The following is a 22,130-nucleotide window of genomic DNA, read 5'->3' on the forward strand; positions in this document are numbered from 1 at the left end:
CAGGCAATATCGTTCTGGTACTACACCTTGCGCGTGCCAGCGGGCGGCACGATCGCGGCGCGGCATCGCGTTCTTGCCGCTGGAAGAACGGTAGCAAGCGCTGTGATTCCCCGCCAGAATATTGTGTTATGTTGGTATTCATAATTCTTATCCTGGAGACAGCGTCATCATGAAGTTGATCCAGCTGCGCTACGTCCTGGAAGTATTCCGGCACGGGAACCACATTTCCAATACGGCCGAAGCCCTGCATACCTCCCAGCCCGGTATCAGCAAGCACATCCAGATGCTGGAGGCGGAACTCGGTTTCGAGATCTTCACTCGTACGCGCAACCGTATTTCCGGGTTGACGGAGCCGGGCGAAGCGGTCATCGCCATCAGCCAGCGGGTGCTGAACGACATCGACAACCTGAAGCGCCTGCGCGAAGAGATCTCAGCGCGGGAAGGCGGCCCCCTGACGGTCGCGACGACGCACACGCAGGCACGCTACGTCCTGCCCAGGGTCATCGATCGCTTCCTGAAGGAACATCCGAAGGTCGAACTGCGCCTGCGGCAGGGCAACCCCACGCAGATATGCGAAATGGTCGCCTCGGGCGAAGCCGATATCTCGATCGGCACGGAAACCATGCACGAAGTCGCCGGCGTGGTGCAGCTGCCCTGTTTCCAGCTGGAACGCTGCATCCTGGTCAAGAAAGGGCATCCGCTGCTGAAGGTGCGCAAGCCCACGCTGCAGGACGTGGCCAAATACCCGATCATCACGCACGACCCGGCATTCAGCGGGCGTTGGAAGGTGATGGACGCCTTCAAGCAGGCCGGCATCGAACCCAATATCGTTTTCGGCGCGGTCGATGCCGACGTCAGCAAGACCTATGTGGAGCTCGGGCTGGGTATCGCGGTGATGACCGCGATCAGTTTCGACCGCGCCAAGGACACGGGGCTGCGGTCCATCGACGCCAGCCATCTGTTCCAGTCCAGCACCACGTCCGTGTCCCTGCGCGCGAACAGCTACCTGCGCAACTACACCTACGACTTCATCCGCCTGGTCGCGCCCGACATGACGCGAGCCAGGGTGGACGAGGCGCTGCACCGCACTGCTCATCCTTGAAGCAGGTCCGCGGCGATGCGCGCCGGCATGCCTCCTGTCGCGGACTGTTATGATTGCGGCCAATAAAAAATAGAAATCCTGGCCTGGAAGCGCTCGAAATCATGGATTGGGTACCGATAGTCTTCATCACCTTCAAGGTGCTCGTGTTCGGCACGGGCATGTTCTTCGCGATCAAGTGGCATCGCGACCAGGCGAAGAAAAAATAAGCGTCTAGCCCGGGGCCCGCGTTTTCGCGCGGCGTAAAGGGATATCGGCGAACCGCGCACCGCGGCGCAGGCGGATCGGGCCGTGATCGATATCGTCGGGGTCCAGCGTGGCCTCGCCCTGGGTGATGACGATATATCCCTGCCGCGCCATCCGCGCGGCAGTCTTCCTGACCGCCGGCATCAGGTCGCGCCACGCATCGCCATCGCCGCCCAATGCGCGCGCGGCGTCCGACGGGCAGATGGACGATGCCGCGGCCCTGCGCGTCAGCAGTTCCACGATGCAGTGTTCGATTTCGGAATCGGTCGCGGTCATCGTGGCAGCTTAGCGCGCCTTGCGCCTGGACGTACGGCCCGATCCGGACGCCGGTAGCCGGCCGCCAGTCCGCCTAGCTGTCCACCATCCCCAGGCGATAGTCCAGGTTGCGCACCAGTGAAGCGATGCGCGGGCCCAGCACCTGGCTGACATAGTGGTCGTCCGCCGCATCGATCTGGATGGTCACGCTCATCGCCAGCGGCATGCCGTTCGCGCGGTAGCGCAGGGGAACGGCGATCCCGCAGATGTTCGGCTGCCAGTCGCGCTTGACGACGACAAAGCCATCGCGCGCGATGTCCACATAGGCGGTTTCCAGCGCCGGCGAAAAGCGTTCCCAGTCCGCCGGGTGCGCCTGCGCGTAGCAGCCGCAGATGAGTTTCCGTTCCTCGGGCGTGTGGGCATGCATCAAGGCGCGCCCCATGGCCGTGCGCAGCAGCGGCCGCGTCGAACCGATATCGGGCCGGGTACCGCTGGAATCGCGGTCTTCCACCGTTTCCACATAGACCACCTGCAAGCGGTCGCGCACGCCCAACGATACCGGCCCGCGCGCGAACCGGGCCAGTTCGACCATGTCGTGCGCGGCAAGCTGCCGCAGCGTCAGGTCCACCAGCAAGGGGTAGCCCAGGCTCAGGACGGCGGGTCCCAGCGAATACCTGCCCGTGCGCTCGTCACGCCGGAGCAGCCCCATCCCCACCAGCGTGAACGTCAGCCGGGTCACCGCGGGCCGGCTCAGTCCCAGGGCGTCCGCGATTTCCTTGTTGCCCAGGGAAGGCTGGGCGGGCGTGAACTGCCGCAAGACCTCCAGGCCGTTGAAGAGGGTGGACGCGAATTGGGGATGGGCAAGCAGGTCTTCGCGCGGTCCGAGCTCGTAATGCGGCGGCGTTTTGCGGTTCATGAAAGCCGGGGGAAATGAGGATTGACAGTATAGGGGCACGATATTTAAAGTGCCCGCACGATAAACGATCATCAATACCGATATTGTGAATTCAACTGACGAAGCGCGCAAGTCCACGGTAGCCCGCGAGCCCCGCGGCGCCAGGTTGTTTTCCTTCGCCGTGGTGGCCGACACGCACGTGAACGAAGACGAACACACCTGTGCGTCTCCATTCGCCACCAACGCCCGGGCCAACGCGCGGGCGCGCCATGTATTCCAGGACATCGCCCAACTGCCCACCACGCCGGATTTCGTCATCCACCTGGGCGACATCGTCCACCCTGTGCCGGGCCTGCCCGCGTTCGACGAGGCCGCGCGCAGGTTCAAGGAAATGGCGGCGGTGCTGCCCATGCCCCTGCATGTGGTGCCCGGCAATCACGACGTGGGCGACAAGCGGGTGGACTGGATGCCCGCCGACGTGGTCTGCGCCGAATACCTGGACAAGTACCGGGCGACGTTCGGCGATGACTATTACGCCGTCGACCAGGGGCCGGTGCGCTTCATTTACCTGAATGCCCTGTTGTTCAACTCGGGCTTGGCCGGGGAGGCGGAACAGATGGCGTGGCTGGACGAACAGCTCGCCACGGCCACGGGCCGGGTATTCATGTCGCTGCATTACCCGCCGTTTCTTCATCGGCGCGACGAAAAGGGCTCCTACGACAATATCGACGAACCAGGGCGCAGCTGGCTGCTGGAACGGATGGCGCACGAACGCGTGGAAGCCGTGTTCTGCGGGCATGTCCACAATTTCTGGTACGAGACGGTGGGCAACGCGGAGCTGTACATGCTGCCGTCCACGGCCTTCCTGCGCCACGACTTCTCGGAGTTCTATCGCGTGCCGCCCATGGACGAATACGGGCGGGGCGACGTCAACAAGTTCGGCTACTTCGTGGTCGACGTCTACGAGCATGGCCATGCGGCCCAGCTGGTGCGCACGCGGGGCCGCTCAGCCGAAGAGCGCGCCACGTCCGCGCGGGATACCGTGCCGCATGTGCTGACGCATACCAAGACGGCGAGCCCCCGCGGGATCGCCGCCGAGATGCGCCATCCCTGGGCCGAGGTGGTCGAGATCCCGTGCACCGGCGGCGTCCAGGAGTTCGGCCGCAAGCCGGCGCGCAACGACTATCCCCTGATGGCCATGTGGGAGATGGGCCTGCGCACGCTGAAAATCCCGCTGCAGGACCTGGCGGGAGAAGAGACCCTGCGCCGCGCCAGGATGATGAGCGACGTCGGTCATGGCTTCGTCATCACCTGCCTGGGCTGTCCCGACCCGCGATTGATTGAAGGCGCCGTGCGGGCAGGGGTCCACGTCGATGCGCTGGAAGTGAACCTGACGCAGGCGCGGCTGGCGCAGTCGGCCGACCGCTTGCGCGGGCTGCGTGGCGCCAGCGATGCGCAACTGATCTACGCCAAGATACGCGGCGTCGATGACGACAAGCATTTCGACGGCAAGCACTACAGCCATTTCGTGAATACCGGCATGCGCCCGGCCGAACTCGCCGGCGCCGCCTGGCTGCGGCAGTCCGTGGCGGCGGGGCTGATCGATGGATACACGGTGCGGCTGGATTGGGGCACGGATATCCACGCCGCGCACCGTTCGCTGTCCCGGCAGGCACGCGAGGACGGCTGCGTCATCTGGGGCGCGGTGAAGCTGGCGCACGAGCTGGCCAGCGCGAACGAGGACGACATGGCAATCGCCGCGCTCGTGGCGGACGCGTATATCGCCGCACGCATGGACGAAGGGGTGCGCTATGCCTTCGACACCTTCATGGACGTCGACCGTGGCTATTTTCCGCGCAACGGGTTCATCGATCGCCGCTATGACCCGCGTCTCGCGGCGCGCGTACTGGCGGGGCTGAACGCCTTGCTGCCGCATGGGCGTATCCATTCCGTCAATGTGACGGGCACGTCGTCCGGCGCGAAGCGCATCGATATGCGCATCGGCGACGAGGCTTATCACCTGGTCTCCGGCGCGCACGCGGCGGCCGAGGCTTTATCGAGCGGCCTGGCGCCGCGCCTGCGCACGATCGATCTCACAGAAGACGGCGGGGACGGGGCGGGGGAGACAGTACGGCTGATCCGGCCGTAGCGCGTTCCAGCGCGATCCAACCATTCCAAGGGGAAAAAAATGAAGTGGTTCAAACGCAATGCCGCCGCCTTGCTGGGCGTGCTGTCCGTCTGCACGGTGGGGGCGGCGACAGCCGAGCCCGTTGCCGCGCAGTTCCATCCCACGCAGCCGGTGCGCATGGTCGTCGCCTACGTCCCTGGCGGCGCCACAGATCTCATCGCGCGCATCATGAGCGAAAAGCTGGGCAAGCTGTGGAACCAGCAGGTGGTGGTGGAAAACCGCCCGGGCGCCAGTGGGATGATAGGCGCGGACAACGTGGTCAAGGCCAAGCCGGACGGCTACACCCTGCTGCTGGGCTACACGCCGGAGGTATCGATCAACAAGCTGGTCTACAACAAGATGATGTACGACCCCTTGACCGACCTGACGGCGATATCGCTGGTCGCCGAGGCGCCATTGATACTGGTCAGCGGACCGAAGCTTCCGGTGAAGAGCTTCAAGGAATTGCTCGCGCTCGGGAAACAGCCGGGCCAGCATCGATCCATCGCGTTCGGATCGCCCGGCACCGGCGGCCAACAGCATCTGGCGGGTGAGCTGCTGCGGGTGCGCACGGGCCTGGACATGCTCCACGTGCCCTACAAGGGAACGGGCGCGGCCGTCGCGGATCTGGTCGGTGGCCAGATCGACGTCTTCTTCGCGACCACGCCGCCCTTGCTGGGAAATATCCGGGCCGGCAAGCTGCATCCGCTGCTCGTGACCGGTCCCGCGCGGCAGCCGCTGCTGCCCGACACGCCGACCGTCGACGAACTCGGCTTGAAGGACTTTCACCTGAGCAACTGGTTCGGGGTGTTCGGCCCGGCGGGCATGGACAAGCAGGTGACGGCCGGTATCGCCGCGGACGTCGCGGCGGTGCTGAAGGATCCCGCCACGGTCAAGGCGATGGACGACAATGGCCTGACCATCCACTATCTGCCGCCCGATGGATTCAGGCAATTCATCGCCAAGGAAATGGATCTGTATACGGGCATCATCGCCGCCACGGGAGTGCCCAAGCAGTAGCGCTGTCTCATTTTCTGAGACGATGCGCGAAATCTGATCTGGCGCCTGGATACGGCGACCGGGAAAATGCGAGGCAGGGGCAAGGCTGTCATAAACATGCCCCATGACTCTATCCTGGGGAAAATCCATGCGTCTATCCGCTTCTTCCTGCGCGGCGGCCCTGTTGGCCGGCCTGTGCGCCTTCACGGCTCCGGCCCACGCCGATTTGCTCGACGACATCAATGCCCGCGGCGTCGTGCGGGTCGGCATCATGACCGACTATCCGCCTTTCGGCAGCGTGGACCAGCAGATGAAACCGCGCGGCTACGATATCGACATGTCGGCGCTGCTCGAAAAGGCCTGGCACGTGCGGGTCGAATTCGTGCCCGTGACCGCGCCCAACCGGGTGGCCACCCTGCAGACCGGCAAGGCCGACGTCATGTTGAACATCGGCCGCAGCGAAGAGCGCGCCAAGGCCGTGGATTTCACCCAGCCCTATGCGCCGTATTACATCGGCATCTACGGCAAGCCGGGCAGCCCCCCGATCCGCGGCGTGGCCGACCTGAAAGGCATGACCGTGGCGGTGACCAAGGGCGCCATCGAGGAACGCCTGCTGACGGAGCAGGCCAAGGACGCCAGGTTGTCGCGCTACGACGACAACGCGAGCACCATATCCGCCTTCTTCAGTGGCCAGGCCAACACCATGGCCATCGGGAACGTCATCGCCGTGGCCCTGCGGCAGAAGGGGTCGCCCCCGTTCGAGGAAAAACTCATCCTGCTGAACTCGCCGGTGCACGCCGCCGTGCCCAAGGGTGAAAAGCGCCTGCTGGACAAGATGAATGCCTTCCTGTCCAGCATCAAGGCGGACGGCAGCCTGAACGCAATATCGGAAAAGTGGATGGGGCAGCCGCTTTCGCCCGACCTGCTGCAGGCGGGCGCCAAATAACTGGTGCGCGGTTCAGGCGCGGGGCAGAAGACGCCGGCGAACGAAATCGGCGGCGCGCTGGCCCGTCATGACCTCGGACCACAAATCGTTGGCCAGTTGCCGGTGCAGCCGCAAGGCCTCGGCATCCTGCGAGATCGTGCCGATACCGCGCCAGACGTTCAACTGCGGGCCTACACGGAAAGGGCTGGTCAGGGAAAACGTGGTATCCGCCTGGCGAATAACGGAGAAACTCGTCGTGGGCAGCCGGTCGAAAAGTATTCCCACTTGCACGCCCATGGGCGGGGATTCCAGCAGTTGAGCCACATGTTCCAACTCATGGAGCACCAGTTTCCGATGGGCTTCCCGCACCGCCGGGCTGGCGTCCTCATCCCCCAGCCCCTGCTCGCTGAACTGGACGAGCTCGGGCAGCGACAGCACGTTGGTGATGGCGGGGCGGCGCTGCTGGTATTGCGCCTTGCGCAACTTGAGTATCGACATCAGGGCGTCGATGTCGGTACGCGCGCGTGCCGGCCGGCGTGTCGCCGCGGCGCGCGCGGCCAGCGCCTGCCGCAGCAGCGTGTCGTAGCCATCGGAGGTCAGCAGGTACACGATGGGGCCGAAGGCCACGAAGATATGCTCGGCGCGCGCCTCGATCTGGCGCAGCCGCTCGAAATACGCCAGCGCCGACGCCACGTACTCGACGCCGACGCCCAGCAGGGTTTCGAGCGGCACATCCAGCAGCCGCGCGACCCGCATCAGCACATCCAGCCGGCCTATGCCCTGCGCCTCCATGCGGTAGACGGACGCGCGCGACACATTCAGGCGTTCGCCCAGCGCGTCCGCGCTCAGTCCCGCGCCGATGCGATACGCGCGCAGGCGCATGCCGATTTCCGCCAACTTCGAATCCATGCTCCGCGATATTCCCTCGATGGCCCCCGGGTCGCGCCGGTCTCACCGGATGCGACAGGGCCGATTGCAAAGCTTATAGAGCACGCCATGTCGAAAGTAAATCCACATTCACACCAGGAGATCGCGCCATGGTGGATCTGATCATCGCCGGTGGCCATGCCGTCATCGGCGACGAGGTCGTGCAGGCCGACATCGCCGTCGACGCGGGGCGGATCGTCGCTGTCGGTGCCTTGACCGGACTGCCCGGTGCGCGCAAGGTCATCGATGCCGAAGGCCTGCACGTGTTGCCGGGCGCCATCGATTGCCACGTGCATTTCCGCGACCCGGGCTCGACCTACAAGGAAAACTGGCGGACGGGGTCCAGCGCCGCCGCGGCCGGCGGTGTGACGACCGTGATGGACATGCCCAATACGGATCCTCCGACCGCCAATCCCGAAGCCCTGGCCCGCAAGCGCGAACGGGCAGCGGCCTTGTCGCTGGTCGATTGGGGCCTGTATGGCGTGCTCGACAGCAGCAGCCTGCCGCATCTGGAAGCATTGGCCGGGGAAGGTATCGCCGGCTTCAAGTGCTTCATGACGGAAAACACCGGCGACCTGGAGTCGCCGGACGACGGCGTGGTCTATGAAGGCCTGGAGCGCCTGGCCCGGCTGGGGGTGCGTTGCTCGGTGCACGCCGAGAACGCCGCCATCATGCAGCATCGCCGGCGCCAGTTCATCGAAGCAGGGCGCACGGATGCCCGCGCGCACGAGGAATCCCGCCCGGAGGTCTGCGAGATCGAGGCGATCGGACGCGTCACGGCGCTCGCGCAAGCCGCGCGCGCGTCGGTGCATATCGCCCACGTGAGCTCCGCCGGCGGCGTGCAGGCCATACGGCATGCACTGGCGCAGGGCGTCGACATGACGGCGGAGACCTGTCCGCACTACCTGCTGTTCGGCCTGCCCGAGATCGACAGCCTGTCCGGAATGGTCAGGGTCAATCCCCCCATACGGGGTGGCGCGCACGCCGACGCGCTGTGGGCGGCGCTGCTGGACGGCACCATAGGCATGATCGCCACCGACCATGCGCCGCATACCGAGGAAGAAAAACGCAATCCGGATATCTGGCAATGCTGCCGCGGCATGATAGGGCTGGAAACGCAGATGCCCGTCATGCTGACCGAATCGCAACGCGGCCGGATGAGCCTGCCGGAATACGTGCGCTGGAGCGCGCTGGCCCCGGCGCGCGCCTGGGGGCTGTATCCGCGCAAAGGACATATCGGCGTCGGCGCCGATGCGGATTTCGCCATCGTCGATATGGACGGCGCGTATCGGATCGACCAGTCGGCGCTGCATTCGCTGAACCGCATTTCACCCTGGCACGGACGTTTCGTCACGGCGCGGCCGGTGCACACCCTGGTACGTGGAAACGTGGTGATGTGGGACCGCCGCGTGGTCGGCGAACCGGGCTGGGGAAGGGGAATCGCCCCCGACTGGGGCAGGCGGTCCCATGGATGAATCCGGGCCAGCGCTGCGGCGACTCTGCCAGTGGGCGGCCGCCACCGGGCCGGACGCCATTCCGGCCGACGTGGCCGAACGCGTCGCGCTGGTCGCCGCCGATACGATTGCCTGCGCGCTGGGCGCGGCCGACGATGCCGAGCTGTCGGCCTGGACTCGCGATGCCGGAAGTGGCGTGTCCACGGGCGGAAAGTCCGCCGGTGCCGTCTGGACCGGCGACGCGTCCAAGACTGGCTACTCCCCGCACGCCTGCACCGTCCTCGGCCGGCCAGACCTGCGCCTGCCGCCGGCCAGCGCCGCCGCGCGCAACGCGGTCGCGGCCAACTGGCTGCAACTGGACGAAGGCCATCATCACCTGATGTGCCATGCCGGCATCTATTGCGTGCCGGCTGCGCTGGCCGAATGCGAGGCCGCGGACCATGACCTGGGCCGTTTCCTGCACGCCATTGCCTTGGGCTACGAAATGACCTGCCGCATGGCGCGCGCCTGGACCTTCGGCGCCGCCCCGGCCCATCCGCATTCCCTGTGGAGCGGCCTGGGCGCGACCGCCACGGTCGGCATCCTGCGCGGGCTGAACGGCGATACCCTGCACCAGGCGCTGCTGCATGCCGCCACGCTGGCCGCGCCCAGGCCGTTCGCCATCGTCGCGGACGGCGGGCTCGCGGCCAATCTCTGGGTAGGCACCGGGGTCGAACAGGCGTTCGCCTGCGTCGCCCGGGCGCAAAGGGGGCTGCCGGCGCCCGATCGTGCGCTGGCGCGCTTGGGCGAAATGCTGGGCGCAAGCGCCGATGCCTCGGTCTACGCGGACGGTCTGGGCGACGCCTGGGCGGTCCGCCAGAACTATTTCAAGGTTCTCGCATGCGCCGGCCAAAGCCACGCCGCGCTGGAAGCCTTGCTGGAAGTACGTGCCGGCGTATCGGCGTGGGCACCGTACGTTTGCGATGAAACGGCCCATATCGAAGCCGAGGTGCACGACTTCGCGGTCGGCATGGCGCAACGTGACGTCCAGACCAGCCTGGCGGCGCGTTTTTCCATCCCGCACTTGCTCGCCGTGGCCTGGCTGCACGGCCGGACGGACGCCGACGCATTGGGGGCCGGCTTCCTGCACGACGCGCGCGTGGCCCGCCTGCGTCATGCCATACGGCTGCGCCCCTTGCAGCCGGCGCTGCCGCCGCCGCATCACCGCGCGGCGCGTGTGACGGTGACGGGCGCGGACACGACCACCCTCCAGGCATGCTGCCTGGCACCGCTGGGAAGCCAGGCACGCCCGCTGTCGGCCGCGGACATCGCGGGCAAGTGCGTGTCGCTGGCGCGCGGACATCATGTTGCTTTGCTGGATGCGTTATTGCATCCTGATCGGGCCAGTCACGCCGCACGCGCCATGACGATACGAAGCCTGGTGCAATCCGACGATTAGAACGTCGCCTGCGGCAATTGCCGCTTATCGAAGACCAGGTGCGCTTGCGCGTCCTCGGGAATGGGCGGCAGGCTGGCATCCCACGCCTGCCATGCCTCCATCAATTCCGCCAGTTTGCCCGGCTCGCGGTCGCGCAGGTTGGCCCGTTCCCGTTCATCCTTGGACAGATCGAACAGGTAGGGGATGCCTTCCACCTGGAGAAACTTCCAGTTGTCGCGGATCAGCGCACGTTGGTCACGATGCTTCATGCGCCAGCAAAGGTCGCGTTCGACGCGCGACCCGTGGCCGCGCAGCGACGGCAGCAAGGATATGCCATCCAGCGGGTAGCCCGGCGCCGCACCAACGCCGGCGGCATCCAGGAAGGTCGCGGTCCAGTCCATGGTCATGTGCGGCAGGTCGCTCAGTCCGCCACGAGGCAGGCCGTTCGGCCAGCTCGCCAGTACCGGTACCCGGATACCGCCTTCCAGCAGGTCCATCTTCTGGCCCACGAAAGGCCAGTTGTTGGAAAAGCGTTCGCCGCCGTTGTCGCTGGTGAAGACGATGAAGGTGTCTTCGAGGACGCCTTTCCTTTCCAGGGCGGAAACGATCCAGCCTATGCCTTCGTCCATGTGATGGATCATGCGCTGGTACGTACGTATCGAGCCGCCGTCCAGGTGCTTGCCTATGCCGGCAATGCGCCGGGATTCGTCGGCATCCTCGCGCGTCAGCCACGGCCAGTGCGGCGCGCTGTAGTGCAGGCTCAGGCAGAATGGCCGCGCGTCATCCGCGGCGTCGATGTAGTCGCAGGCGCGCCGGCTCAGCAGGTCGGTCAGATAGCCCTCGCGTTCGATGGGCTGGTCGTTCTCCCACAGGTCGGGCCGGCCGCGCGGATCGCAATGGGCGAAGTAATCGGATCCGCCCGCATGGAAGCCGAAGAAATAGTCGTATCCCGATTTCGTGGGACCGAAAAGCGGCGGGGGTCCCAGGTGCCATTTCCCTATCAAGGCGGTGTCGTACCCCGCCGCGCCCAGCAGGGAAGGGAAGGTCGGGTGTTCAGGCGGCAACCCCAGCACCTTGTCGTCACGCATCACCGTGGGCAGGGGCTCTTCGGCGCCGCCGCGCAGGCGGTATTGCCACCTGCCTGTGATCAGCGCGAAACGGGTGGGCGAGCAGACGGCGGAGTTCGAATAGCCGCGCGTGAAGCGCACGCCGCGTTGCGCCAACCGGTCCAGGTTCGGCGAAATATCCGCCGGCCTGTTGCGCTCGTCCATGGCCCCGGTGCAGCCGAGATCGGCATAACCCAGGTCGTCGGCCAGGATGAAGATGAAATTGGGGCGTCTGGATGAAGTCATTGCAAAGCTACTGCAGGACGATGTTCGCTTTCTTGGCGATCATGCGGGATTGTTCGATGCTGGCGCGGGCGAAGGCGGTGGGATCCTGGGCGTCCTTGCCGGGCGCATCCAGCCCGCTAGCCTTGAGCAGCGTCAGGATCTGCGGCGTTCGCAGCGCGTCGTCGACCGCCTGCCTGAATTTCAGGGTGATGGCATCCGGCGTACCGGCCGGCATCGCCGCGACGTACCACTGGGTCAGCTTGAAATCGGCGATGCCCGCTTCCTGGAAAGTCGGCACGTCGGGAAGCGAGGCGACCCGGTACGGCGAAGTCACCGCATAGGCGATCACCTTGCCGTCCAGCACCTGGGGCAGGACGGTGGACACGCCCAGGAAGCCCAGGTTGACCTGTCCGCCCATGACATTGGCCAGGGCCTGGGTGCCGCCCTTGTAGGGGACATGGACCATCTGCGCGCGCAGCGCCAGGTTGAACATCGCGCCGGCGATATGCTGGCCGGTGCCCACGCCGGAGCTCGCGTAGGTAAAGGTAGCGGGCGCCTTCTCGATGGCGGCCCTCAGCTGCTTGAAGTCGGCGGGGCCGTCCTTGCTCCCCACCATCACGACGGCGCCCTCGGCAAGCGTGGCGACGCCGATGAGCTTCTGGCCGATCTCCAGTCCGTCATCGTCCCGCAGGATGGGGCCGGGAACCGTGACCAGGGTGTAGCCGTCAGGCTTGGACCTGGCCACGGACGCAAGCGCGATCGCGCCCGCGGCGCCGGCCTTGTTTTCGACGACGACGTTCTGCTTCAGTGTCGCGCTGACCTGCTGGGCGATCGCGCGCGTGACGACATCCACCGACCCGCCGGCGCTGAAACCCACGACCCAGGTGATGGGTTTTTCGTCCGGCCACGCCGGCTCGGCTTGCGCTGTCGCCGCCGTGGCGGCCGCGGCCACCACCACGCAGGCAGGGATTAGCATTCTGGAAAGCTTCAATTTCGACCCCTTGGATTATTTGTATCTTCGTGACGCCAGGCTCAATCTTCCTGCCCGGGCGGCGTATTCGGAAAGGCGTTCACGCTGTCGTTGAACGCCTTGACCAATCTCAGCATGGGCCCCATGACCCAGGTATTGAACACCAGGACATCGGTTTCTTCCTTGGGATCGCGGGTGATGTTGAACAGGTAAGGCGACTCCAGCTTGCCTTTGCCTTCATTCACCTCGGGCTCCCAGTAGAAGTGCAGTTTCCAGTCGCGCCATTTGACGGCGCGCAGTTCCTGCTTGATATAGAAAGGAAAGCCTTCGCGCGCCGACTTGGGGTTGTCGTCCAGGCTCGTCAGGAACGGTAGCTGGTCGACACCGTCGATGGGACGGTCGGTCGGGACCTCGACGCCCGCCACCCTCGCCAGGGTGGTGAAGATATCCGTCACGTGCATGATCTCATTGCTGATCCTGCCGGGCCTGATCCTGCCCGGCCAGCGCGCGATGAAGGGCACGCGCAGGCTGCCTTCCATGGCGGTGTGATATGTGCCGCGCCACGGCCCGGCGGTACCGCGGTAAGGGGCCCGGAACTCGGGCCCGTTATCGCTGCAGAAAATGAACAGCGTGTCCTCCGCGACCCCCAGGCTATTCACCGCGTCGATGATCTGCCCGACGCGATGGTCCATTTCCATCATGGAATCGGCGAAGTCGCCGTTGCCCGACCTGCCGGCGAAGTCGGGATGGGGCAGGGTGGGGAAATGCAGGTGGATCAGGGGCAGATACAGGAAGAACGGGACGCCGCGCTCATGGTTGCCCTTCATGAACTCAACGGCGCGATCGATCAGCTCGGCGTCGATACCCCGGCGGGAATCCAGGTCGTAGACCTTGATCTGCTCCGATGGTGTTCCCGCCCGGCCCGCCATGATGTATGGAATGTCCGCCACCTCGGGATCGAACCCGACCGTCGAGGTGAATTGGCTTTCGTCGGTCGTGCGGGGTATGCCGAACCACTCGTCGAAACCGCGGTCCGAGGGATAGCGTCCGGGTATATCGCCCAGGTGCCATTTGCCATAGTGCGCGGTGGCGTAGCCCTGCTTCTTCAGCAACTGCGGCAAAGTGACTTCCCAGCGCGTCAACCCCTGCGGGAGACCGGGCGGCACGCTCTGCAGGCTTCCCGTCCTGATGGGATGGCGCCCCGTCATCAGCGCGGACCGGGTCGGCACGCAATCGCTTTCGACGTTGAAGTTCTGCAACAGCAGGCCCTGCCGGGCCAGGTCGTCGATGCGCGGCGTCGGCGCGCCGCGCAGCGCCCCGCCGCCGTAGCATCCCAATTCGCCCCAGCCGAGGTTGTCGGCCACGATCAATACGATATTCGGCGGCGCCAAGGTGATTCCCGTGATTGTTCTGGATACCGCGAAATATATGAGGGCAGGCGCAGTCGTCCATTCCCGGGCGTGCCGGATTCGATTCCCGGCGGGAATCAGCAGGCGTAATCGGCCCCAATTCGAAAGAACAACGTTTCGATATGCCGTTCTTTATCGTTTTGGATCTATTGCTCATGGATAGAATCGCTCGGTAAGCATCGGTCGGCATACAAGACCGGGGTACATCCGGAGCGGGCGGGAGACGAGTCAGCCGTCGATTTCAGGACTCTTCATCCATAACACGCACATGAGCAAAACCGCCCCATCCCGCGCGTCGCAGGCGCCGGCCAGTTACGCCCGTCGCGACCTGCTGGTCGCGGCACTGGCCTCGGTGGCCACCGTCGCGGCGCCGACATGGTCGACCGCCGCCTGGGCGGACGTGCCGGCCGCCGACGCCAGCAAGCGCTTTCTCGACCTGTCCAGCTTCCTGACCGGCAAGAGCGATCTCGATCCCGTCATCGCCCGCCGCACGCTGCAGGCCCTCATCGCCGGCGAGAAAGACTTCGAGCAACGCTACGCCGCGCTGGCGACGGCCTGCGAGGCGGCGCGCCAGGCCGGCACCTTGCCGGACATGGCCGCGTTCGACACATCCCCCGTCGGACAGGACGCCGCGCTGCACGCCACTGCCGTGGCGATCGTCAGCGCCTGGTACCTGGGGCGCGTGGGTAGCGGCCCCGGCACGCAACTGGTCGCCTATCGCGACGCGCTGATGTACCGGCCCACCGCCGGCATCACGACGATCCCGAGCTACCAGCTTGGCGGCTACGGCTATTGGGTGCCGAAGCCGGTCGTTTCCGCCGCCTGATTACCCTCCCGCTCGGCGCGCGCGGGTCCACGGGCCTGGCCGACGACGGGATTCCCACGAGAGTATTCATGTCTACAGAATTTGACGCCGACGTCATCGTCGTCGGCTCCGGTGTGTGCGGCAGCCTGGCCGCGCATCGTCTCGGCCAGGCCGGCAAGAGCGTGATCCTGCTGGAAGCGGGGCCGCGCGTGCCGCGCTGGAAAATCGTCGAGAAGTTCCGCAACACGCCCGTCAAGGGCAATCCCAACGGGCCTTATCCGGATACGGCCCACGCGCCCAAGTCGGACACCAAAGGCTATCTGGAAGAAACAGGCAAGACCGTAAACAATCCCAGCTATCTGCGCCTGGTGGGCGGCACCACCTGGCACTGGGCCGGCGCTTGCTATCGCTTCCTGCCCAACGACTTCAAGATGCAAACGCTGTACGGCGTCAGCCGCGACTGGCCGATCGGCTATGACGACCTGGAGCCGTACTACGCGCAGGCCGAAGTCGAGATGGGCGTGTCGGGCCCGGACGACGCCGACCAGAGCGCCACCGGCCGTCCCGGCACGTATCCGCCGCGCTCGACGCCGTATCCCATGAAGGCCCAGCCGCTGCCGTACATGCAGGCTCGCGCGGACGAGGTCCTCTCCGCGGCGGGATTTCGCGTCGTCAACGAGCCCACGGCACGCAATTCGCGCCCCTACGACGACCGGCCGACCTGCCAGGGCAACAACTCCTGCACGCCCGTGTGCCCGATCGGTGCGCTCTACAACGGCTCGGTACATGCCTACAAGTCCGAGGAAGTCGGCGTGAAGCTGATGACCGATGCCGTGGTCTATCAGGTGGAAGCCGACGGCGCGGGCAAGATCGTGGCGGTGCGCTACAAGTCGCCGGACGGCACGGACCACCGGCTGACGGCCCGCGCCTTCGTGCTGGCCGCCTATTCCATCGAAACCCCGCGCCTGCTCCTGATGTCCGGCATCGCGAACAGCTCGGACATGGTCGGCCGCAACCTGTCCTGCCAACCCGAATCCCACCAGAACTTCCTGACCAACGAGGCCTTGTGGCCGGGCCGCGGCCCCGTCCATCCCCAGACCTTCTTCACCGCGCGCGACGGCGAATTCCGTCGCGAACGGGCCGGCACCAAGCATGTGGTGGTGAACAACTCACCCAACCAGATGATCACCACGAACCTGCTGAAGAAGGGCATCATCGGGCCGCGCCTGGACGAAATGATCCGCGACCAGGCGGCGCGCATCATGGAATTGAGCACGCAGCACGAATACCCCGGCGAACCGTCGAACCGCGTCACGCTGAGCACGACGCGCAAGGATGCGCTGGGACTGCCCACGCCGGTGGTGCATTTCAACCGGGACAATCCGTACTTCCTGGCTGGTTTCGAGGATACGAAGCGCGTCTACAAGCGGGTGGCCGAATTGTTCGGCGCCACCGAGTACTCGCCCTTGACCTGGGTACACCCGCACACGCAGGGCACCACCATCATGGGCGCCGATCCGCGTACGTCCGTGGTGGATCCGCAGGGCCGTGCCCACGATCACCCCAATCTGTACATTGTCGGCCCCAACGTCATGACGACCACCGGGACGGTCAACCCCACGCTGACTGCGGCGGCGCTGGCCTTGCGCACCGCCGATGCCGTCCTGCATTCGATCTGAGGAAACGCCATGACCACGGTTTATCCATCGCCGCGCCGCGCTATCGGCGCGACCCTCGCGCTGGTGCTGGCGGGCGCGGCCTCCGCGGTGGCGGGCGCGGCCTCCGCGGTTTTCGCCGCCGGCCCGGCGGCCACCGCCCCGGACGAAACCACGCTCGTGCAACGAGGCGCCTACCTGGCCACCGCGGCGGATTGCGTCGCCTGCCATACGGCCGCCGGCGGCAAACCCTATGCGGGCGGCAATCCCATCGCGTCACCGGTCGGCACCATCTGGTCGACCAACATCACGCCGTCCAAGACGGCGGGCATCGGCAACTACACCGAGGAACAGTTCGCCCGCGCCTTGCGCGCCGGTGTGCGCGCCGATGGCGCCAATCTGTACCCGGCCATGCCGTACACGTCGTACACCAAAATCAGCGATGAAGACGTGCACGCGCTGTACGCCTTCTTCATGAAAGGCGTGGCGCCGGTCGACGCGGCGGTTCCGGAAACGAAGCTGCCATTCCCCTTCGACATCCGCGCGTCGATGAAGGGCTGGAACCTGCTGTTCAACAGCGACCGGCGTTTTGAACCGGTGGCAGGCAAAAGCGAACAGTGGCTGCGCGGCGCCTACCTGACGGAAGCGCTGGCGCATTGCGCGACCTGCCACACCCCGCGCAACGCGCTGATGGCGGAAGACGACAGTCGCGCCTTTGGCGGCGCGTCGCTGGGCAATTGGTACGCACCCAACATCAGCGGCGACCCTGTGCATGGCATCGGCGGCTGGAGCCAGGAGGACCTGGTTGCCTACCTGAAGACCGGCCACGCGCCGGGGCATGCCCTGGTCGCGGGCCCGATGGCCGAAGTCGTCGACCACAGCCTGAGCAAGCTGTCCGATGCGGACCTGAACGCCATTGCCGTGTACGTCAGGTCCGCGGCGCCGGTGGCCACGGGGTCGGCTGACAAGCCGGCTTATGCCTATGGCGTGCCGGCAAAGGACGAGGCCACGATACGCGGCGCGTCCATGGGACAGACGACGGGTGCCACCTTGTACAGCGGCAATTGCGCGTCCTGCCACCAGGCCAGCGGCACCGGAGCGGAGCAGGGCGGTCCGCCGTCCCTGCTGCATGTATCGGCCGTGGGCCGCGACGATCCCGGCAATCTCGTCATGGCCATCCTGGATGGGGTGTATCGCTCCAGTGGGAGCGCCCCTCGCCGCATGCCTGCCTTCGCGCACGAGTTGAGCGACCAGGACGTGGCCATGCTCGCGACCTATGTGCGCCAGACCTTCGGCAACCCGGCAGCCCCGGCGGTAACCGCCGCGCAGGTCCAGACCCTGCGCGCGCCTTCGCAGCCGGGACCGATCGTCAGCGAAGCGCGTATCGGCGTGGGCGTGGCGGCAGTCGTATTGCTGTTGCTGCTGGGTTGGTTGCTGGCCCGGCGGCGTCGCAAAGCCGCGGCCTGAAGCCGATGATTCCTGTCACGTCGCTCGAACCGGCGCGCAGTTCTGCTGTTGGAAGCAAGAAGCGCCGCCACCCGTCCCCGGGTGGCGGCATTCGCCATTTCTGGAAGATGCCATCATGAAAAGAACCAATCTCTCCATCAAGGCCCGTATCGCGCTCGTCATCAGTTTCCTGGCCCTGCTCCTCATCGTGGGCGGCGGCATGGGAATATGGGGTTTCGATTACGGCAATGACACGCAGCAGACGATGTACAAGCGCGAGCTTGCCGCGGCCATCGCGATTTCGCAGGCCGACATCTACAATGCGCGCGGCTTCCTGGCGATCTATCGCCTGGGGCTCACGCCGGAAAACCCCGGCGCGGATGAACAAGCCAAGCGCTCCCTGGGCTTGTTCAAGCAGTCGGAAAGCGCCTGGGCGGATTACCTGAAACTGGTCGATGGCGACGATCCCGAGGAAGTGCGGCTTGCGCGCGACCTTACCGCCAAGCGCGCGGCTTTCACGAGCAAGGGCTATCAAGCCATCGTGGATGCACACAATGCCCGCAACGCGGCGGGTGTCACCACCGCGTTCGGCAATATGCGGGACCTCTTCAACGGTGCCAGCGAAGCCTCGGCCGCCTTGCAGAAGTACCAGGCCCGACGCGCCGAGTCGCTCTACAACACCTCGGTGGGCGTCTTCAAGACCTTCGTGACCGTCACATGCGCCAGCCTGTTCCTGGTCGTGGTGATCTCGCTGCTGGTCTGGCGCTCCCTGCGGCAGGCCATCGTCGCGCCCATCGAGCAGGCGCTGCGTACCTTCCGCGCCATGGCCGTCGGCGATCTGACCACCCGCATCGTCATCAAGTCGCGCGACGAGATGGGCGAGATGCTGGGCGGCCTGCAAACCCTGCAGCAAAGCCTGGCCGACCTGATCAGGCAGGTGCGCCAGGGCGTCGACCAGATGGATACGGGGGCGCGCGAGATCGCGGCCGGCAACACGGATCTCAGCAGCCGCACCGAGGAACAGGCGGCGTCGCTGGAGCAAACCGCTTCGAGCATGGAAGAGCTGGCTTCGACCGTCAAGCAGAACGCGGACAATGCCAAACAGGCCAACCAGTTGTCCACCAGCAGCATGGATGTGGCGCGCCGCGGCGGCGTGGCGGTGGACGAGGTGGTCGGGACCATGCGCGAGATTTCCGTACGGTCCGCGAAGATCGCCGACATCGTCAGCGTCATCGACGGCATTGCCTTCCAGACCAACATCCTGGCCTTGAACGCGGCGGTGGAAGCCGCGCGGGCCGGTGAGCAGGGCAAGGGCTTCGCGGTGGTGGCCTCCGAAGTACGCGCGCTGGCGCAACGCAGCGCACAGGCCGCCAAGGAGATCAAGCAATTGATCGAGGATTCCGTCAACAAGGTCGGCATAGGCTCGGAACAGGTCGAGCGGGCGGGCGCCACCATGCAGGAGATAGTGGCGGCCGTGGGGCGCGTGACCGACATCATGGGCGAAATCGCCGCGGCTTCGTCGGAGCAGGCCGACGGCATCGAACAGGTGAACCGCGCGGTCAACCAGATGGACGAAGTCACCCAGCAGAACGCCGCCCTGGTCGAAGAAGCCGCCGCGGCGACGGCATCCCTGGAAAGCCAGGCCGCGGGGCTGAAAGCCGCCGTGGCGAAGTTCAAGCTCTCGTCGTCGGATGTGATCGAGGTCGATGCCGGCCGGCTCGGCGGCATGTCGCCCACATTGCTGGAGGCGACCGCCTGACAGCGTGATGCCACGTCATCAGCGATGTCGTGGTCGATCAGGCCGGAACACGTCAGCCGGCATCCGGTCCGGCCAGCAGCTCGCGCCAGCGCGGCAACCGCCCCTTGGCGTCCAGCTCCGCGTGCAGGGACGCACCCTTGCGGGCCAGCGCTTCCTGTATGTCGGCGATGGCGGTGGCAAGCTCCGGATTCATGCCGATTTCCGTCAACATGGCGGCCGCTTCCCGCATTTCCTCCGAGCGGCGCTGCCCGTGTTCGGACACGCGGCCGATCAGGTACGCTTCGTAGCCGTCATCCCAGCCGACGCTCGGGAAACTTGCGGCCATCGATGCCAGTACGCGGTCATCCACGCCGAAGTGGCGCGCGGCCAGCATGGACTGCACGCACATGGCTTCCATGCCCTTGATCATGATGCTGCGGCACAGCTTGATGGCGGAGGCCAGGCCGATGTCGTCGGCCACGGCTTCGGTGCGCATGCCCAATCCGTTGAGCCGCGTCGAAATGGCTCGCGCCGACGGTCCGCCCAGCAGCATGGGCACGCGCATCCCCTGCGGCGGCACGGGGGCCATGACCGCGGATTCGACGTAGTCCGCGCCATGTTGCCGGATCAGCGCGCTGTTCTGCTGCTTGACCTTGGGCGAAACGGAATTCAGGTCGATGAAAACCTGGCCCGGTTTCATCAGGGGAGCGGCGCTGGCCGCGACGGCGCCGGCCTGGCTGGCGGTCACGGCCGAGAACACCAGTTCGGCGTCCGCCAGGCAATCCGCCAGGGAAGCGGCCACGCGGGCGCCGCTGTTCTTCGCCCGGGTGGCGATCACTTCGCGTGTGGCCGGGTTCTCCAGCTTGATGTCGTAGATGGCGACGCGGCAGCCCTGCTCGGACAGGGCCTGGGCGAAGATGGGGCCGACTTCGCCGAAGCCTACGATGGCCACGGCGGGCGGGTTGTTGCGGTTGGGTGCTTGCATGCGGGGTGCTCCGTTGTGTCTTGAAGGATCGCGGCACCGCGTATCCCAAGGGTGTGATTGAGGAAATCAGGCGGGATCGCGCCCTGGCTCGCCAGGACGCGGGGCGTTGTCTATAGCGCGCGTCGATGGACCGCGCAGGCAGGCATCGAACTGCCTGCGATCGAACATGCCTTCCCACTTGGCCAACACCAGCACGGCGACGCTATTGCCGATGACGTTCACGGTGGACGTGGCGATGGCCAGGATACGGTCGATGCCGAAGAGCAGGCCGACACCGCTCAGGGGCAGGACGCGGGTCGATTGCAGCGTGGCGGTCAGCTTGACCAGCGCGCCCCCGGCGGCGCCGGCGCCGCCCTTGGACGTGACCAGCATGACGGCCAGCAGGGCCAGTTGCTGCGATAGCGGCAAGGGTGTGTCGGTGGCCTGCGCGATGAAGCCGATGCCGCAGGCCATGTAAAGGCAGGCGCCGTCGATGTTGAAGCTGTAGCCCGCCGGCAGCACGAAGCCGACGATAGCCTCGTCGCAGCCGGCCTGGCCGAGCTTGGAAACCAGCCGGGGAAAGGCGGCCTCGCTGGCGGCCGTCCCCATGGCGATGACGGCTTCGTCCTTGATCAGCGCCAGGATACGGAAGATCGAGAACCCGGCCAGCCCCGCCACCAGCCCCAGGACGACGAACACGAAGATCAGCGCGCTGGCGTAGTAGGTGAGGATATAGCGCAGGAGATAGAGCAGGGTGCTGCCGCCATAGCTGCCCACTGCCGACGCCATCGCGCCGAAGGCGCCCAAGGGCGACAGGCGCATGATGAACCCCAGCATCTTGAACACGACGGTCTGCGCCTCGCCGATCAGCTTCAGCGCGATCCAGTCGGGTTTGGCGGTCAGGCTCAACGCCGTCCCCGCCAGGAGCGAGACGAAGAGCACCGGAAGGATATCGCCGCTGACGAACGCGGAGACTAGCGTGTGCGGAATGATGGACAGCAGGAAGTGCGTCAGCGTGAAATCCGCCGAGGCTGCCTTGATCAGGCCCGCCGCATGCCCCGCGGATGCGTCCAGCGCGGCCGCATGCAGGCCATCGCCGGGCCGCAGGATGTTCACGACCGTGAAGCCCACCAGCATGGCGATCGTGCTGACCACCTCGAAGTAGAGCAGGGTCTTGATCCCCAGCCGGCCCAGCTTGCGGAAGTCCCTGATGTGCCCGATGCCATGCACCACGGTGCAGAAGATGATGGGGCCGAGCATCATCTTCAGCAAGGCGATGAAGGCCTCGCCCAGCGGCCGCATCTGCACCGCGCGCTGCGGGTCCAGCAGCCCGAACACGATCGCCACCGCGATGGCGATGAGGACCTGTACATATAGCTTCTTCAGTGTCTTCACTGACGGGCTCTCCAGGGAAAGGGGCGTGGCGGG

At 65.9% G+C, this 22,130-nt stretch carries 18 protein-coding genes; 10 read left to right on the plus strand and 8 right to left on the minus strand.

Annotated features, from left to right (window positions below; translation table 11 throughout):
• Nucleotides 1-169: 169 nt before the first annotated feature.
• Complete coding sequence (locus CAL12_RS13630; RefSeq protein WP_086064937.1) at nt 170-1,102, plus strand: CysB family HTH-type transcriptional regulator; 933 nt, start codon at nt 170-172, stop codon at nt 1,100-1,102.
• A 210-nt stretch (nt 1,103-1,312) separates the two neighbouring features.
• On the opposite strand, the gene CAL12_RS13640 is transcribed toward CAL12_RS13630, so the two are convergent.
• Nucleotides 1,313-1,621 (minus strand): DUF3253 domain-containing protein, encoded by a 309-nt coding sequence (locus CAL12_RS13640; RefSeq protein ID WP_086064938.1) that lies wholly within the window; start codon nt 1,619-1,621, stop codon nt 1,313-1,315.
• Nucleotides 1,622-1,694: 73 nt separating this feature from the next.
• The gene (locus tag CAL12_RS13645) at nt 1,695-2,516 is read right to left on the minus strand and encodes an IclR family transcriptional regulator (protein ID WP_086064939.1); all 822 of its coding nucleotides are present in this window, start codon (nt 2,514-2,516) and stop codon (nt 1,695-1,697) included.
• A gap of 85 nt (nt 2,517-2,601) precedes the next feature.
• On the opposite strand from CAL12_RS13645, the gene CAL12_RS13650 reads away from it, so the two are divergent.
• The 3 genes from CAL12_RS13650 to CAL12_RS13660 all read left to right on the plus strand — a co-directional run bounded on the left by CAL12_RS13650 (nt 2,602) and on the right by CAL12_RS13660 (nt 6,607).
• Nucleotides 2,602-4,644: a metallophosphoesterase family protein gene (locus tag CAL12_RS13650; protein WP_086064940.1), complete on the plus strand. Its 2,043-nt coding sequence runs from the start codon at nt 2,602-2,604 to the stop codon at nt 4,642-4,644.
• Nucleotides 4,645-4,683: 39 nt separating this feature from the next.
• Complete coding sequence (locus tag CAL12_RS13655; RefSeq protein ID WP_086064941.1) at nt 4,684-5,682, plus strand: Bug family tripartite tricarboxylate transporter substrate binding protein; 999 nt, start codon at nt 4,684-4,686, stop codon at nt 5,680-5,682.
• A gap of 127 nt (nt 5,683-5,809) precedes the next feature.
• Nucleotides 5,810-6,607, plus strand: coding sequence for a transporter substrate-binding domain-containing protein (locus tag CAL12_RS13660; RefSeq protein ID WP_157792980.1), 798 nt, complete (start codon nt 5,810-5,812; stop codon nt 6,605-6,607).
• A 12-nt stretch (nt 6,608-6,619) separates the two neighbouring features.
• Here the strand turns inward: CAL12_RS13660 and CAL12_RS13665 are convergent, their stop codons facing one another.
• On the minus strand, nt 6,620-7,495 hold the full coding sequence (locus CAL12_RS13665) for a helix-turn-helix domain-containing protein (RefSeq protein ID WP_086064943.1): 876 nt from the start codon (nt 7,493-7,495) through the stop codon (nt 6,620-6,622).
• 128 nt (nt 7,496-7,623) lie between these two features.
• Between CAL12_RS13665 and allB the strand changes: the two genes are divergently transcribed.
• Both allB and CAL12_RS13675 read left to right on the plus strand, forming a co-directional pair.
• Nucleotides 7,624-8,988: an allantoinase AllB gene (gene allB / locus CAL12_RS13670; protein ID WP_086064944.1), complete on the plus strand. Its 1,365-nt coding sequence runs from the start codon at nt 7,624-7,626 to the stop codon at nt 8,986-8,988.
• Nucleotides 8,981-10,405, plus strand: coding sequence for an MmgE/PrpD family protein (locus CAL12_RS13675; RefSeq protein ID WP_086064945.1), 1,425 nt, complete (start codon nt 8,981-8,983; stop codon nt 10,403-10,405). Before allB ends, CAL12_RS13675 begins: the two co-directional genes overlap by 8 nt.
• Here CAL12_RS13675 and CAL12_RS13680 read toward each other — a convergent pair.
• From CAL12_RS13680 to CAL12_RS13690, 3 genes are read right to left on the minus strand one after another with little or no spacing between them, the layout of a single operon-like run.
• On the minus strand, nt 10,402-11,736 hold the full coding sequence (locus tag CAL12_RS13680) for a sulfatase family protein (RefSeq protein WP_086064946.1): 1,335 nt from the start codon (nt 11,734-11,736) through the stop codon (nt 10,402-10,404). The two genes, CAL12_RS13675 and CAL12_RS13680, sit on opposite strands and share 4 nt — an antisense overlap.
• Before the next feature lie 7 nt (nt 11,737-11,743).
• Nucleotides 11,744-12,691: a Bug family tripartite tricarboxylate transporter substrate binding protein gene (locus CAL12_RS13685; RefSeq protein ID WP_086064947.1), complete on the minus strand. Its 948-nt coding sequence runs from the start codon at nt 12,689-12,691 to the stop codon at nt 11,744-11,746.
• Between the two features lie 56 nt (nt 12,692-12,747).
• On the minus strand, nt 12,748-14,076 hold the full coding sequence (locus tag CAL12_RS13690; protein WP_086064948.1) for an arylsulfatase: 1,329 nt from the start codon (nt 14,074-14,076) through the stop codon (nt 12,748-12,750).
• 286 nt (nt 14,077-14,362) lie between these two features.
• Between CAL12_RS13690 and CAL12_RS13695 the strand changes: the two genes are divergently transcribed.
• The 4 genes from CAL12_RS13695 (at nt 14,363) to CAL12_RS28625 (ending at nt 19,759) form a co-directional block, all read left to right on the plus strand.
• Nucleotides 14,363-14,920 carry a sugar dehydrogenase complex small subunit gene (locus CAL12_RS13695; protein ID WP_086064949.1) on the plus strand — a complete coding sequence of 186 codons (558 nt, stop codon included), beginning with the start codon at nt 14,363-14,365 and terminating at the stop codon, nt 14,918-14,920.
• A gap of 68 nt (nt 14,921-14,988) precedes the next feature.
• A complete protein-coding gene (locus tag CAL12_RS13700; RefSeq protein WP_086064950.1) occupies nt 14,989-16,578 on the plus strand; it encodes a GMC family oxidoreductase in 1,590 nt (529 codons plus the stop codon).
• A gap of 9 nt (nt 16,579-16,587) precedes the next feature.
• Entirely contained in the window at nt 16,588-18,021 is a 1,434-nt protein-coding gene (locus CAL12_RS13705) for a c-type cytochrome (protein WP_086064951.1), read from the plus strand.
• Between the two features lie 115 nt (nt 18,022-18,136).
• On the plus strand, nt 18,137-19,759 hold the full coding sequence (locus CAL12_RS28625) for a methyl-accepting chemotaxis protein (protein WP_086064952.1): 1,623 nt from the start codon (nt 18,137-18,139) through the stop codon (nt 19,757-19,759).
• A gap of 52 nt (nt 19,760-19,811) precedes the next feature.
• On the opposite strand, the gene CAL12_RS13715 is transcribed toward CAL12_RS28625, so the two are convergent.
• Nucleotides 19,812-20,723, minus strand: a complete 912-nt coding sequence (locus CAL12_RS13715) for an NAD(P)-dependent oxidoreductase (protein ID WP_086064953.1) — start codon at nt 20,721-20,723, stop codon at nt 19,812-19,814.
• Between the two features lie 66 nt (nt 20,724-20,789).
• Complete coding sequence (locus CAL12_RS13720; RefSeq protein ID WP_086064954.1) at nt 20,790-22,097, minus strand: cation:dicarboxylate symporter family transporter; 1,308 nt, start codon at nt 22,095-22,097, stop codon at nt 20,790-20,792.
• Nucleotides 22,098-22,130 lie beyond the last annotated feature (33 nt).

The sequence above is a fragment of the Bordetella genomosp. 8 genome (assembly GCF_002119685.1).
GTDB lineage: Bacteria > Pseudomonadota > Gammaproteobacteria > Burkholderiales > Burkholderiaceae_B > Bordetella_C.

What these genes read in the sequence shown, in the direction of transcription:
- CAL12_RS13630 (WP_086064937.1), top strand. Translation starts at nt 170, where the DNA reads ATGAAGTTGATCCAGCTGCGCTACGTCCTGGAAGTATTCCGGCACGGG.
- CAL12_RS13640 (WP_086064938.1), bottom strand. Translation starts at nt 1,621, where the DNA reads ATGACCGCGACCGATTCCGAAATCGAACACTGCATCGTGGAACTGCTG.
- CAL12_RS13645 (WP_086064939.1), bottom strand. Translation starts at nt 2,516, where the DNA reads ATGAACCGCAAAACGCCGCCGCATTACGAGCTCGGACCGCGCGAAGAC.
- CAL12_RS13655 (WP_086064941.1), top strand. Translation starts at nt 4,684, where the DNA reads ATGAAGTGGTTCAAACGCAATGCCGCCGCCTTGCTGGGCGTGCTGTCC.
- CAL12_RS13660 (WP_157792980.1), top strand. Translation starts at nt 5,810, where the DNA reads ATGCGTCTATCCGCTTCTTCCTGCGCGGCGGCCCTGTTGGCCGGCCTG.
- CAL12_RS13665 (WP_086064943.1), bottom strand. Translation starts at nt 7,495, where the DNA reads ATGGATTCGAAGTTGGCGGAAATCGGCATGCGCCTGCGCGCGTATCGC.
- allB (WP_086064944.1), top strand. Translation starts at nt 7,624, where the DNA reads ATGGTGGATCTGATCATCGCCGGTGGCCATGCCGTCATCGGCGACGAG.
- CAL12_RS13675 (WP_086064945.1), top strand. Translation starts at nt 8,981, where the DNA reads ATGGATGAATCCGGGCCAGCGCTGCGGCGACTCTGCCAGTGGGCGGCC.
- CAL12_RS13680 (WP_086064946.1), bottom strand. Translation starts at nt 11,736, where the DNA reads ATGACTTCATCCAGACGCCCCAATTTCATCTTCATCCTGGCCGACGAC.
- CAL12_RS13685 (WP_086064947.1), bottom strand. Translation starts at nt 12,691, where the DNA reads ATGCTAATCCCTGCCTGCGTGGTGGTGGCCGCGGCCGCCACGGCGGCG.
- CAL12_RS13695 (WP_086064949.1), top strand. Translation starts at nt 14,363, where the DNA reads ATGAGCAAAACCGCCCCATCCCGCGCGTCGCAGGCGCCGGCCAGTTAC.
- CAL12_RS13700 (WP_086064950.1), top strand. Translation starts at nt 14,989, where the DNA reads ATGTCTACAGAATTTGACGCCGACGTCATCGTCGTCGGCTCCGGTGTG.
- CAL12_RS13705 (WP_086064951.1), top strand. Translation starts at nt 16,588, where the DNA reads ATGACCACGGTTTATCCATCGCCGCGCCGCGCTATCGGCGCGACCCTC.
- CAL12_RS28625 (WP_086064952.1), top strand. Translation starts at nt 18,137, where the DNA reads ATGAAAAGAACCAATCTCTCCATCAAGGCCCGTATCGCGCTCGTCATC.
- CAL12_RS13715 (WP_086064953.1), bottom strand. Translation starts at nt 20,723, where the DNA reads ATGCAAGCACCCAACCGCAACAACCCGCCCGCCGTGGCCATCGTAGGC.